We start from the raw sequence: 13,246 nt of genomic DNA, 5'->3' as shown, positions 1-13,246 counted from the left end.
ATTATTTTTATCTATTTTAAGGGGGGTTTTTAAAAGAATGTCAGAGAAAATCTTAATTGTGGATGACCAATACGGAATACGAATACTGTTAAACGAAGTTTTTCAAAAAGAAGGTTACAAGACATTCCAAGCAGCTAATGGAGTACAAGCAATCGATATCGTTCAAAAACACTCTCCAGATTTAGTTTTACTAGATATGAAAATCCCTGGTATGGACGGGATTGAAATCTTAAAAAGACTAAAAAAAATTAATCAGGATATTCGAGTCATTATTATGACAGCTTACGGCGAACTTGATATGATCCAGGAAGCGAAGGATTTGGGAGCAATTACCCATTTTGCGAAGCCTTTTGACATTGACGAGCTACGCGAAGCAGTTAGAGCAAATATCCCATTAAAATCCGAATAAAAAACACAAAAAATACAAAACCTTGTTGTTACAAAAATGTAAACGCTTCATGGTAAAAACGCGAATTAATGGTCCCTTGCGAAATCAAAATCTTGTGATATGCTTAGTACTGTATTGTTGCTATTCCTTAACGCAAAAGGCATTTTGTGTGCTTTTTGTCTGTTGATTTTTCTATCTTCAGCTTACATATTATGATTTTGTTTCGGTCATTCTATTAGGTGATACGAAATCTTTGGAATAGGTATACAATTAACCCCGGCGTTTCTTTGCCGTGGTTCTATGTGCACAGGGACTTTTCCCTACATAAAAACGGTACAAAAGGAGGAAATTCACATGCCTTTGGTTTCAATGAAAGAAATGCTTGAAAAAGCAAAAGCAGAAGGTTATGCAGTAGGTCAATTTAACTTAAATAACCTTGAGTTTACACAAGCAATTTTACAAGCTGCACAAGAAGAAAATTCACCAGTTATTCTAGGTGTTTCTGAAGGTGCTGGCCGTTATATGGGTGGATTCAATACTGTTGTTGCGATGGTAAAAGCACTAATGGAAGACTATAAGGTTACTGTTCCAGTTGCTATCCATCTTGATCACGGTTCTTCTTTTGAGAATTGTGCGAAAGCTATTCACGCTGGATTCACATCTGTTATGATCGATGCTTCTCATCATCCATTTGAAGAGAACATTGAGATTACTTCTAAAGTTGTTGAACTTGCACACTTCCACGGAGTTTCAGTAGAAGCTGAGCTTGGTACAGTTGGTGGACAAGAGGATGACGTGATAGCTGAAGGTGTTATTTATGCAGATGTAAATGAGTGTGTTGAGCTTGTTAACCGCACTGGCATCGACTGCTTAGCGCCTGCTCTAGGTTCTGTTCACGGTCCTTACAAAGGTGAACCAAACCTTGGTTTTGCAGAGATGGAAGAGATCGGGAAGAAAACTGGTTTACCACTAGTACTTCACGGCGGAACTGGTATTCCTACAAAGGATATCCAAAAGTCAATTTCTCTTGGAACTGCTAAAATCAATGTAAATACAGAAAACCAAATTGCTTCTGCGAAAGCAGTTCGCGAAACATTAGCAGTTAAGACAGAAGAGTATGATCCACGTAAATACTTAGGACCTGCTCGCGATGCTATTCGTGAAACAGTAAAAGGCAAAATGCGTGAATTCGGTTCTTCTGGAAGAGCGTAAGAAACCTTTTTGAATCGTAAACGTCTAATTAAATAGAATGGAGATTTGTCTCCAGACCATATAGAAAAACCGCTTATTTCCTGTTATTTATAACGTGATTTGGAGATAGCGGTTTTCTTGCGTTATAATAAGAAAAGCTTCAGGCGCCCGCTTATCGGTGACAAGCATAAGACGAGCGCTGACAGAAGGTGCCCTTTACCTTCCGATGCGATTGGCTTAGACCAGAGAACCGATTGCGCCTGAAGCTGGACACTAAGAAAAGTGCAAGGCGATTTTTGAAAAATACTTGCCAGTTTAAATGGGAGTCTAGGGGTAATTACAGATCATCAACACATAAAAACGTGGAAGGAGCTGATTGACGTAACTTACCCATTGTTATGAAACATAGACGAACGTTGTAACGTATATAACTTAGACCTTCAACTAGATTCACTTCAATCACACTTAACTTCAAAAAACTATATCTCAAAAACAAAAATGAAGAAGTATAACTTAAGTCCTATGGAATTTTCCCTAAAGAAATATCTTTAGTGGGTGTATTTGATTGTTTTTGCGAAACAGTATAAAATGATACATGATTATTAATAATTTCGTGTAAACTAGAAATTAATACTTGAACAATCACGCAGTAAATTTATGTTAAAATATACCAATTCGAGTGAAGTGCTGTTACGTTTTACGTAATGTAAATAAGGGAAAAGAACTGCCTAACGCTAGATTTTATTTAGTCAATGGTCACCGGACGGGTTGTATCCGTGGCAATTCAAGGTTTCCCTTACAAAACCGTCATCTTCGCTAGAAGGGAGCCACATATGGAAAAACTTAAAATAGCAGGCGGTTATCCACTAAAAGGATCTGTAAAAATAAGTGGGGCAAAGAATAGTGCGGTTGCCCTCATCCCAGCAACAATCCTTGCAGAAACGCCAGTTACAATTGAAGGTCTACCTGATATTTCAGACGTGCAAATTTTAGGTGGTTTGCTTGAAGAAATCGGGGGCCATGTAGAGATAAGTAAAGAAGAAATTTTCGTTGACCCATCCAATATTGTGTCAATGCCATTACCGAACGGAAAAGTAAAGAAGCTTCGTGCATCCTATTACTTAATGGGCGCAATGCTCGGTCGTTTTAAAAAGGCTGTAATTGGCTTACCAGGTGGCTGTCATCTAGGTCCAAGACCAATTGACCAACATATTAAGGGCTTTGAAGCACTAGGTGCAAAAGTGACGAACGAACAAGGTGCAATCTACCTACGTGCAGATGAGCTAAGAGGTGCTCGTATTTACCTTGACGTAGTAAGTGTTGGAGCAACCATTAATATCATGCTGGCAGCGGTGCGTGCAAAGGGACGTACTGTCATTGAAAATGCTGCAAAGGAACCGGAAATTATTGATGTTGCGACATTATTAACAAGTATGGGTGCAAAAATTAAAGGAGCTGGAACAGATGTCATCCGAATCGATGGCGTTGATTCCTTACAGGGTTGCCGTCATACGATTATTCCTGACCGCATTGAAGCTGGTACATATATGATTATTGGTGCCGCTATGGGTGAAGGTGTTTTAATTGATAATGTGATCCCACTTCACTTGGAATCCTTGATTGCTAAGTTCCGTGAAATGGGTGTAACTGTTGAAACAAGTGACGACCAAATCTGGGTGGCTGGAAACAAAGATTTAAAATCAGTAGATATTAAAACACTTGTCTATCCAGGTTTCCCAACTGATCTTCAACAGCCTTTTACATCCTTGCTCACAAAAGCAACTGGAACAGGCGTAGTAACGGATACGATTTATGGTGCAAGATTTAAGCATATCGATGAGCTTCGTCGCATGAATGCACAAATTAAAGTTGAAGGCCGTTCAGCAATTGTAACTGGACCTGTTCAGCTTCAAGGTGCGAAAGTAAAGGCAAGTGACTTACGTGCAGGTGCGGCACTTGTTGTTGCAGGTCTTATGGCAGAAGGCATAACAGAAATTACGGGCCTTGAACATATTGACCGAGGCTATAGCCATTTAGAAGAAAAACTAACAGGCTTAGGCGCAACAATTTGGAGAGAAAGTTTAACAGAAGATGAAATCGAACAACTGCAAAATTCCTAATTGAACAAAAACTTCTGAACTCCCACTACAAAAAGTGGGAGTTTTCATGTATCCTTAAAAGGAAAAGTGCAAGCGAGCGTTTAGCGACGTACGTACTGAGGCCCAAATGATGTGGGTCACACAGACGTTGCCACAGGATGTGGCGTTTTTAGTCTGTGTTCCTTTAGGGAGATAAAGGAAACACGAAGCGCGTAGCGGTTCGATGTTGAGCTTATCGTACGAAGGGTGAGGGAAGTCTCGCTAGTCGCTGCGAGCTGGAACTGGACAGATGAAAAAGTAGAGAGAAAACGTTATTATGTTATGGAAATAAAATGTTAAATAGTCGAAAAAGAGAGAGACTACTATCAGCGAGGGGGAAGGATCATGGAAAGAAGCTTATCAATGGAACTTGTACGTGTTACAGAAGCAGCAGCGTTGGCATCAGCTCGTTGGATGGGGCGCGGTAAAAAAGATGAGGCGGACGGTGCTGCAACCTCTGCAATGAGAGATGTATTCGATACAATCCCAATGAAGGGACAGGTTGTCATTGGCGAAGGAGAAATGGACGAGGCCCCAATGCTTTACATTGGCGAAAAGCTTGGAAATGGCTACGGACCAAGAGTGGACGTTGCGGTCGACCCACTTGAAGGAACCAATATTTTGGCGTCCGGCGGATGGAATGCGCTTTCCGTACTGGCAGTAGCTGATCATGGGAATTTGCTTCATGCTCCAGATATGTATATGGAAAAAATCGCAGTTGGCCCCGAAGCAGTTGGGTTAATCGACATTAACGCACCGATTATCGATAACCTAAAAGCAGTCGCAAAAGCAAAAAATAAGGATATTGAAGATGTTGTGGCAACAGTATTAAATCGACCAAGACATGAGCATATCATTGCACAGCTGCGTGAGGCAGGTGCTCGTATTAAGTTAATTAATGACGGTGATGTTGCAGGGGCGATTAATACAGCATTCGATCATACAGGTGTAGACATTTTATTTGGTTCAGGTGGTGCTCCTGAGGGTGTCCTTTCAGCAGTCGCGCTAAAATGTTTAGGGGGAGAAATCCAAGGAAAGCTTCTCCCGCAAACAGATGAAGAATTAGCTCGTTGTATTAAAATGGGACTCGATGTTTCAAAAGTCTTTGGAATGGAAGATTTAGTAAGAGGCGACGACGCGATTTTTGCAGCAACGGGTGTCACGGATGGTGAGCTTTTACGCGGTGTTCAATTTAAAGGATCAATCGGAACAACTCACTCTCTCGTTATGCGTGCGAAATCTGGAACTGTTAGATTCATAGACGGCAGACATAGCTTGAAGAAAAAGCCAAATTTAGTAATTAAATAGAGTTGAGGCGAGTCTTTGTACTCGCTTCTCTTTATAAACAAGGATTTTGCCATCAAACCGTCATAACTCTATCAAAATAAGGGTATTGATTAAAAATACGAGAATAGGGTAAAATAAAGAAGATATTAGTGGACATATTGCTTCTAATCAATTCAAAATTAGGGATTTCATTTACCTAACTAAAAAATGAGTACCGCGAGAAAACTTCTATGCAATCCTCAGAATGCTTCTATATCATTCCATCCAAATCAATTCATATAAAATGTTTCATAGTGTCTCTTTATGTCTAAGAGGAGAAAATGAGAAAACGCTTTTATATGATGGACGAATGAACCGATCATCAAATGCGCTTTAGCGTATCTGCTGAAAGTTATTAGCCATCCAATTGGAAAGCATTACGAGAAATAGAAAAAACTAATAAACAAAGAGTGGTGTACGAATGAGTATTACAATTTCAAGCCTAGAAAACATGAAGCTAAAAGAATTATATGAATTAGCACGTGAATTTAAGGTTTCCTACTATAGCAAATTAACGAAGAAAGAGTTAATTTTTGCAATCCTAAAAGCCCGTGCTGAGCAGGATGGCCTTTTATTTATGGAGGGTGTACTTGAGATTATCCAATCTGAAGGATTCGGATTCTTACGCCCAATCAATTATTCACCATCCTCAGAGGATATCTACATTTCAGCCTCCCAAATCCGTCGTTTTGACCTACGAAATGGGGATAAGGTATCAGGAAAAGTTCGTCCTCCAAAAGAAAATGAACGTTATTACGGTCTTCTTCACGTTGAAGCTGTTAACGGGGATGACCCAGAATCTGCAAAGGAACGTGTCCACTTTCCTGGTTTAACAGCCCTATATCCAAATCGTCAAGTGATTTTAGAAACGAAACCAAACCATATTTCAACACGAATTATGGACATTTTAGCTCCAGTTGGTTTCGGACAACGTGGACTAATTGTAGCGCCTCCAAAGGCTGGTAAGACCATGCTGATTAAGGAAATCGCAAATAGCATTACGACAAACCATCCAGAGGCTGAATTGATTGTATTATTAATTGACGAGCGCCCAGAAGAGGTTACAGACATCGAACGCTCTGTTACAGGAGATGTTGTAAGTTCTACTTTTGACGAAGTTCCTGAAAACCATATTAAGGTTGCTGAACTAGTACTTGAAAGAGCAATGCGCCTTGTTGAACACAAACGTGACGTGATTATTCTTATGGATAGTATCACACGTCTAGCAAGAGCTTATAACCTTGTTATTCCTCCAAGTGGACGTACGTTATCAGGGGGGATTGACCCTGCTGCATTCCACCGTCCTAAGCGCTTCTTCGGAGCAGCAAGAAATATTGAAGAGGGTGGAAGTTTAACCATCTTAGCGACTGCACTTGTTGACACAGGATCACGTATGGATGATGTCATTTATGAGGAATTTAAGGGTACTGGTAACATGGAGCTTCACTTAGATCGCTCACTTGCTGAGAGACGTATTTTCCCTGCCATTGATATTCGTCGCTCTGGAACACGAAAAGAAGAGCTACTTATTGAAAAAGACAAGCTCGATAAAATCTGGGCCATCCGAAAAGCAATGTCAGATTCACCAGATTTTGCAGAGAAATTTTTACGAAAACTTAAGCAAACTAAAACAAATGCAGAGTTCTTTGAAATGCTTGAAGCAGAAAAAAAAGCGGCAGCCGCAAGAAGAAACAGCAGTAGGCCTGAGGCGTAAGAAGTGTGCGGTGTCGTGATTCCGCGCTGAAATTCATGTTGGAAAAATTAACGTTTTTTAACAGCAGGATTAAGTTGCAATTCACGGCTTCACTTGTTATAATTTCAACATGTGCGTTTTAGGTTTTTGAAATTGTACATGCAATTTTGCTAAAACGTAACTCTGTTTCGATCAATGATTCAGGGCGGAAGGAGATGAGACGAATGAAATCAGGAATTCATCCAAACTACAAAAAAGTTATGGTGAAATGTGCTTGTGGAAACGAATTTGAAACTGGTTCTGTAAAAGAGGCGTTACGCGTTGAGGTATGCTCAGAGTGTCACCCATTCTATACAGGCCGTCAAAAATTCGCTGATGCAGGTGGACGTGTAGATAAATTCAACAAAAAATACGGTATTAAATAATTACCGATTTGAAAAGCCAAAAACAGGCAAGTTTTTTCTTCTTGCCTGTTTTTTGTGCTACTAGACCTATTTTTCTCGCATTCATTCTTTTTTACCCCATAGAAAATAATCCTCATACTTACGGTCAATAGTTAACTTAAGACTAGAAACAACCGAGGAAAGGAGACCTTCGTTTCATGTATATTATGAAGCAAAGTGGCTGGCTTGAAGTAATTTGTGGAAGCATGTTTTCAGGAAAATCCGAAGAGTTGATTCGACGTGTTCGTCGTACTGAATTTGCAAGACAATCCGTTCAGGTGTTTAAGCCTCAAATTGATAATCGATATAGTGAAAATTCTGTTGTATCTCATAATGGGACATCCTTTGTTGCAAAACCAGTGGCAACATCCGCTGAGATTTTGGAGCAGGTTTCCGCAGATACAGATGTCGTTGCGATTGACGAAGTACAATTTTTTGATGCTGAAATTGTCGAGGTTGTGCAAGTTCTCGCAAACCATGGCCACCGCGTCATCGTTGCTGGCTTGGATCAAGACTTCCGCGGCGAACCGTTTGGAAAGGTTCCAGAGCTTCTTTCGTTGGCCGAGCTTGTAACGAAACTTCAGGCAGTTTGCTCTGTATGTGGTTCTCCTTCAAGCAGAACACAGCGTTTAATCAATGGACAACCAGCATCCTATGATGATCCGGTTATTTTAGTCGGTGCTTCGGAGTCATACGAGCCGCGTTGCCGTCACCATCATGAAGTACCAGGAAAACCATTACTTAAATCAGTTATACAAAAGGATACAATGACACTATAAGGCGCTCCGAGGGGGTGCTTTTTTGTTCATGAAAAAAGACCAGGCTGTCTGGCCTGATCTTAAAATAGAAACCCAAGTACTTTTTTACGTTTTCTAGAACCTTCCACTTTTTCAAGGGTAATTTCTGTTTGTTTTTGAAGTTCTTCTTTTTCCCTTTCAAGCTGCTCAATGTATGCTTCCATTTTCTGCATCCTTTTTTGTATCTCATCGATTTCCTTGCGATGCTGCAAAAGCTGGTAGGATACCACATCACTTGCTTTTTCCGCAATCTGTCTTTCGTTCTCCTTGATCCGATCCATTATCGCATTTAATTTTTCCGAGAGAGTTTTATCTGAAGCTTGTACCATTTTCCGTGCGGTCCCCTTCCTAGGCTCTGGTGGTGATAGTTTGATTTTATCAGATGGGACTCCAGATTTCACTTGATTCCGAATCCCTTCGAACAGTGGAAGGTCTGTTTCCTCAAACACAAAATGACCATATTCATTCTTTTCACATGATAGATTAAAGATTTTAATCCATTTCCGAACTGTTTTTGTTGAAACGCCCAATTTTTTTGCAAACTCCGCTGTATTCACACCAACCACTCCCCCTAATTCTCTTCTTCAGCTATGCTTTTCATTTTTCCCGATTCTTTGTCTAATAGTACGATTCTCCCTTTAACGGTAAAATCCTTCCGTGTAGACAAAACTAGTATCTTTTCGTCAAAGAAAGAAGCAAACCTACATTAAATTTTCGATTCGACAACGAAATGAGAGATGCTGAGCGTTAATCTGGTGAAAGTTGTCACGGTAACTGAGCCAAACCCAGAGTAGTTCTCTCGAAAACTTCTTCATTGTCCAAAACCAACAAAAGGATAGTCGATTTATTGTTTTGAATGAACATTGTTGAGCTATAACATGGAATTGTAAAATTAATCATAAGATTAGAACTACTTTTTGGGGGTGTATCATACTATATGGAAGCGATTACAAGGGGTTTTTTCCTATTTTTATCTAAGAACAGCACACTAAATAAATTCGCCCAAAAAAGAGGCGGGAGTTTTGCTGCCGGAAAAATTATTGGTGGCACGGACTTCCAAAGCTCGATTCATTTTATTCGTGAGCTTAATAAACAAGGATTATCCGTTACAGTCGATCATCTAGGAGAATTTGTTGACTCAGTAGAGGTCGCCAAAGAACGAACAGACGAATGTATCCAGACAATCAGAATGATTAGCGAAGAGAACCTTGATTCCCAAGTGTCTGTAAAGATGACTTCTTTAGGTCTTGATATTGATAGAGATCTCGTTGTTGAAAACATGACAAGAATCCTTGATACAGCTGAAAAACATAAAATTATGGTCACGATTGACATGGAGGATGTACCGCGTTGCCAGGCAACTATTGATCTATTCAAGCAATTTAGAGAGAAATATAGCTGTGTCAGTACAGTTTTGCAGGCCTACCTTTACAGAACAGAACAGGATTTAAAAGAACTTAGTTCCCTCAATCCATTTTTGCGTCTTGTTAAAGGGGCCTATAAAGAGCCAGAAGATGTAGCATTTCCTGAAAAGAAAGATGTTGATGAGAATTACAAAAAGCTTATCGAACAAAGCTTGCTAAGCGGTAACTATACAGCCATCGCTACACATGATGATGCGATGATTGAATATACAAAAGAACTAGTAAAAAAGCATAACATTCCAAATGACCAATTTGAATTCCAAATGCTTTATGGTATGAGGACGAAGACGCAGTTAGAGCTGGTCAAAGAAGGGTATAAATTCCGTGTCTATGTACCATACGGCATGGATTGGTATGGTTATTTCATGAGGAGGTTAGCAGAAAGACCAGCGAATATTTCATTTGCTTTCAAAGGAATGGTCAAAAGCTAACAATGGTCTAATAAACACAATTTTACATGAAAAGGAGAGGTAAAATGATGATTCCGTACAAACATGAACCATTTACAGATTTCTCAAACTCAGAAAATAAAAAGGCATATGAAAACGCACTCCAGCTTGTTGAAGGGTATTTAGGGCAACACTACCCGTTAGTCATCGGAAACGAAAAAGTAACGACAGAAGATAAAATTATCTCGTATAACCCTGCAGATAAGCATGAAGTGATTGGTAGTGTGTCAAAAGCGAACAAAGAGCTTGCAGAAAAAGCAATGCAAACAGCTGTTGCTTCGTTTGAAACATGGAAAAAAACGAAACCAGAAGCTCGTGCAGACGTGTTATTTAAAGCCGCGGCCATCATTCGTCGCCGTAAACACGAGTTTTCCGCTCTTTTAACAAAAGAAGCAGGAAAACCTTGGAATGAAGCGGATGCGGATACAGCAGAAGCAATCGACTTTCTGGAGTTCTACGCTCGACAAATGCTGAGGATCAAAGATGGTGTACCAGTTGAAAGCCGACCAGGAGAATACAACCGCTATGGCTATATTCCGCTAGGGGTTGGTATCATTATTTCACCTTGGAACTTCCCATTTGCAATTATGGCTGGCACAACTGTTGCCGCAATTGTTACCGGGAATACGGTCTTATTAAAACCGGCTTCTACAACACCAGTTGTCGCTGCGAAGTTTGTGGAGGTTATGGAAGAAGCGGGTCTTCCAGCAGGTGTCTTAAACTTTGTACCAGGAAGTGGAGCTGAAGTAGGCGATTATCTTGTTGACCACCCGAAAACGCGCTTTGTCTCCTTCACAGGTTCTCGTGACGTCGGACTTCGAATTTTTGAACGTGCATCTAAACTGAATGATGGCCAAATTTGGTTGAAGCGTGTCATCGCGGAAATGGGTGGAAAAGATACGATCGTTGTTGACAAGGAGGCAGACCTGGAATTAGCGGCACAATCGATTGTTAAATCTGCTTTCGGTTTCTCCGGTCAAAAATGCTCTGCCTGTTCTAGAGCTGTAATTGTAGAAGATGTGTATGATGAAGTATTACATCGTGCAGTTGAACTAACGAAGGAACTCACAGTTGGTAACCCAGTAGACAATCATTTTGTGGGTCCGGTCATTGATCAAGCAGCATTTGATAAAATTATGAGTTATGTAGAAATCGGAAAAGAAGAAGGCCGTATCTACACCGGCGGGGAAGGGGACAGTTCAAAAGGCTACTTTGTCCAGCCTACAATTGTAGCAGATGTTGATCCGAACGCCCGCCTCATGCAGGAAGAAATTTTTGGTCCGGTTGTCGCGTTCACAAAAGCAAGAGATTTCGAACATGCGCTTGAAATCGCCAACAACACCGAATACGGATTAACAGGTGCAGTTATTTCAAAAAATCGTGCCAACATTGAGAAGGCCCGTGAAGACTTCCATGTCGGTAACCTATACTTTAATCGTGGCTGTACGGGTGCAATAGTCGGCTACCAGCCGTTCGGAGGATTCAATATGTCCGGGACGGATTCTAAAGCAGGCGGACCTGATTACTTACAACTTCATATGCAAGCTAAAACGACTTCTGAGATGCTATAAGAAAATAAGTCAATCCTATCGAAAGGTTAATCTTTCCTGTTTCGATAGGATTGGCTAAAAGATCAAGCTGTCAGTTGTACTTCTTCGATATAAAAAGATGTCAATTTTAAAACAATATAAAGATAATACTTCTATTTTTCAATAGTGGTAAATAGTAGTAATATATAACTCGTTGAAATAATATTTTGAAAAATGTGATAGTATAGGAGGATACAATTTTAAAAGGGGGAACTGCTTTGACCAATGAAATATATCAATTGTTAGCAATTATTATTTACATGGCTGGAATGGTGTTCATCGGTTGGTATGCATACAAACGTACATCTAACCTGACGGATTACATGCTTGGCGGGCGCGGACTCGGGCCGGCGGTGACAGCTTTAAGTGCCGGAGCAGCAGATATGTCGGGATGGTTACTCATGGGTCTTCCGGGGGCTATTTATTTAAGCGGAATTGTTGAGGCTTGGATTGCGATTGGTCTGACAGCTGGTGCTTATTTGAACTATGTACTCGTTGCACCACGTCTTCGCGTCTATACGCAAGTATCGAATGATTCCATTACGATACCGAGTTATTTGGAAAATCGATTGAAAGATACATCTCGTCTTCTACGTATTGCCTCAGGTGTTATTATTCTTATCTTCTTTACGTTTTACGTATCTTCTGGAATGGTTGCAGGCGGTAAGTTTTTCCTTAGCTCATTCGGACTTAACTATCATCTTGGTCTATTGATCGTATCAGGCGTCGTTATTTTCTATACTTTATTTGGTGGATTTTTAGCGGTAAGCTATACGGATGTAGTTCAAGGGATTATTATGTTTTTCGCACTACTTCTCGTTCCGATAGTTGGAATTTTTCTAACAGGTGGTCTTTCGGAAACAGCAGCGAGCATTCGGGAAGTGAATCCACAAATGTTGAACCTTGTATCAGGAGCTTCGTTCCTAGGGGTTTTATCATTGCTTGCATGGGGGCTGGGCTACTTCGGTCAACCACATATTATTGTTCGTTTTATGGCGATCAGTTCAGTAAAAGAAGTAAAAAGCGCACGTCGTATCGGAATTGGATGGATGATCCTCAGCCTATTTGGTGCTGTCGCAACGGCACTTATCGGGATTGCTTATTATCATCAAAATAACTTGACACTTCCTGATGAGGAAACGGTTTTCATTGTTATGGGGCAGATTATTTTCCATCCTTTTATCGCGGGAATTATGCTTGCAGCTGTACTTGCCGCTATTATGAGTACAATTTCTTCGCAGCTGATTGTCACTTCATCTGCACTCGTTGAAGACCTGTATAAAGCCGTCTTTAAGACAGATGCATCTGATAAGCGATACGTATTTTTAGGAAGAATGGCCGTCCTTGTCGTTTCGATTATCGCGATGGCACTAGCTTGGCCAAATAACGAATCCATTTTGAAAATCGTATCGTTCGCTTGGGCAGGATTTGGCGCATCATTTGGTCCAGTCATTTTACTTTCCTTATATTGGAGGAAGATCACAGCTAAGGGTGCACTTTGGGGAATGGTTGCAGGTGCCATCACTGTTATGATCTGGGGGAATGTAAAATTATTAACAGATACACTTTATGAAATTGTTCCTGGTTTCATCATCTGTTGGGTTGTTACGTACCTTGTAAGTTTGGCGACCTATCAACCGAATGCCGAGATTGATAAGGAATTCACAGAGGCACTTGATATTCTAAATAAAGAAAAGTGAGTGAAAAGCCTGCAGTTTATGCTGTAGGCTTTTTCGCATTTGTTGAATAATAATGACTATACAATCGACTCCAATGAAAGTATGATAATAGGTAACTACCATTTGTTT

Annotated in this window: 11 protein-coding genes; 10 read left to right on the top strand and 1 reads right to left on the bottom strand. The window is 40.4% G+C overall.

The window, feature by feature from the left end:
• Window positions 1-37: 37 nt before the first annotated feature.
• From V7112_RS00195 to V7112_RS00165, 7 genes are all read left to right on the top strand, one after another.
• Window positions 38-409, top strand: coding sequence for a response regulator (locus V7112_RS00195; RefSeq protein WP_010677224.1), 372 nt, complete (start codon window positions 38-40; stop codon window positions 407-409).
• A gap of 333 nt (window positions 410-742) precedes the next feature.
• Window positions 743-1,600, top strand: a complete 858-nt coding sequence (locus V7112_RS00190) for a class II fructose-bisphosphate aldolase (RefSeq protein ID WP_335413625.1) — start codon at window positions 743-745, stop codon at window positions 1,598-1,600.
• 812 nt (window positions 1,601-2,412) lie between these two features.
• Window positions 2,413-3,699: a UDP-N-acetylglucosamine 1-carboxyvinyltransferase gene (locus V7112_RS00185; protein ID WP_335413622.1), complete on the top strand. Its 1,287-nt coding sequence runs from the start codon at window positions 2,413-2,415 to the stop codon at window positions 3,697-3,699.
• A 363-nt stretch (window positions 3,700-4,062) separates the two neighbouring features.
• Window positions 4,063-5,025: a class II fructose-bisphosphatase gene (gene glpX / locus V7112_RS00180; protein WP_335413621.1), complete on the top strand. Its 963-nt coding sequence runs from the start codon at window positions 4,063-4,065 to the stop codon at window positions 5,023-5,025.
• A 439-nt stretch (window positions 5,026-5,464) separates the two neighbouring features.
• A complete protein-coding gene (gene rho, locus V7112_RS00175) occupies window positions 5,465-6,757 on the top strand; it encodes a transcription termination factor Rho (RefSeq protein ID WP_335413618.1) in 1,293 nt (430 codons plus the stop codon).
• A 203-nt stretch (window positions 6,758-6,960) separates the two neighbouring features.
• Entirely contained in the window at window positions 6,961-7,161 is a 201-nt protein-coding gene (gene rpmE, locus V7112_RS00170; RefSeq protein WP_335413615.1) for a 50S ribosomal protein L31, read from the top strand.
• Between the two features lie 176 nt (window positions 7,162-7,337).
• Entirely contained in the window at window positions 7,338-7,958 is a 621-nt protein-coding gene (locus tag V7112_RS00165; protein WP_335413612.1) for a thymidine kinase, read from the top strand.
• A gap of 59 nt (window positions 7,959-8,017) precedes the next feature.
• On the opposite strand, the gene V7112_RS00160 is transcribed toward V7112_RS00165, so the two are convergent.
• Window positions 8,018-8,533, bottom strand: coding sequence for a MerR family transcriptional regulator (locus tag V7112_RS00160; protein WP_335413609.1), 516 nt, complete (start codon window positions 8,531-8,533; stop codon window positions 8,018-8,020).
• A gap of 380 nt (window positions 8,534-8,913) precedes the next feature.
• On the opposite strand from V7112_RS00160, the gene V7112_RS00155 reads away from it, so the two are divergent.
• The 3 genes from V7112_RS00155 (at window position 8,914) to putP (ending at window position 13,138) form a co-directional block, all read left to right on the top strand.
• The gene (locus tag V7112_RS00155) at window positions 8,914-9,831 is read left to right on the top strand and encodes a proline dehydrogenase (protein ID WP_335413607.1); all 918 of its coding nucleotides are present in this window, start codon (window positions 8,914-8,916) and stop codon (window positions 9,829-9,831) included.
• 44 nt (window positions 9,832-9,875) lie between these two features.
• On the top strand, window positions 9,876-11,420 hold the full coding sequence (gene pruA / locus V7112_RS00150) for an L-glutamate gamma-semialdehyde dehydrogenase (protein WP_335413604.1): 1,545 nt from the start codon (window positions 9,876-9,878) through the stop codon (window positions 11,418-11,420).
• Window positions 11,421-11,656: 236 nt separating this feature from the next.
• Entirely contained in the window at window positions 11,657-13,138 is a 1,482-nt protein-coding gene (putP, locus tag V7112_RS00145; protein ID WP_335413602.1) for a sodium/proline symporter PutP, read from the top strand.
• The last annotated feature ends 108 nt before the right edge of the window (window positions 13,139-13,246 follow it).

The organism is Bacillus sp. JJ1566, from assembly GCF_036962685.1.
GTDB lineage: Bacteria > Bacillota > Bacilli > Bacillales > Bacillaceae_L > Ferdinandcohnia.
This window is presented reverse-complemented; position numbering and strand designations above follow the sequence as displayed.

Bases quoted from the DNA above. Each gene is read 5' to 3' on its own strand.
- V7112_RS00195 (WP_010677224.1), top strand. From the start codon at position 38: ATGTCAGAGAAAATCTTAATTGTGGATGACCAATACGGAATACGAATA.
- V7112_RS00190 (WP_335413625.1), top strand. From the start codon at position 743: ATGCCTTTGGTTTCAATGAAAGAAATGCTTGAAAAAGCAAAAGCAGAA.
- V7112_RS00185 (WP_335413622.1), top strand. From the start codon at position 2,413: ATGGAAAAACTTAAAATAGCAGGCGGTTATCCACTAAAAGGATCTGTA.
- glpX (WP_335413621.1), top strand. From the start codon at position 4,063: ATGGAAAGAAGCTTATCAATGGAACTTGTACGTGTTACAGAAGCAGCA.
- rho (WP_335413618.1), top strand. From the start codon at position 5,465: ATGAGTATTACAATTTCAAGCCTAGAAAACATGAAGCTAAAAGAATTA.
- rpmE (WP_335413615.1), top strand. From the start codon at position 6,961: ATGAAATCAGGAATTCATCCAAACTACAAAAAAGTTATGGTGAAATGT.
- V7112_RS00165 (WP_335413612.1), top strand. From the start codon at position 7,338: ATGTATATTATGAAGCAAAGTGGCTGGCTTGAAGTAATTTGTGGAAGC.
- V7112_RS00155 (WP_335413607.1), top strand. From the start codon at position 8,914: ATGGAAGCGATTACAAGGGGTTTTTTCCTATTTTTATCTAAGAACAGC.
- pruA (WP_335413604.1), top strand. From the start codon at position 9,876: ATGATGATTCCGTACAAACATGAACCATTTACAGATTTCTCAAACTCA.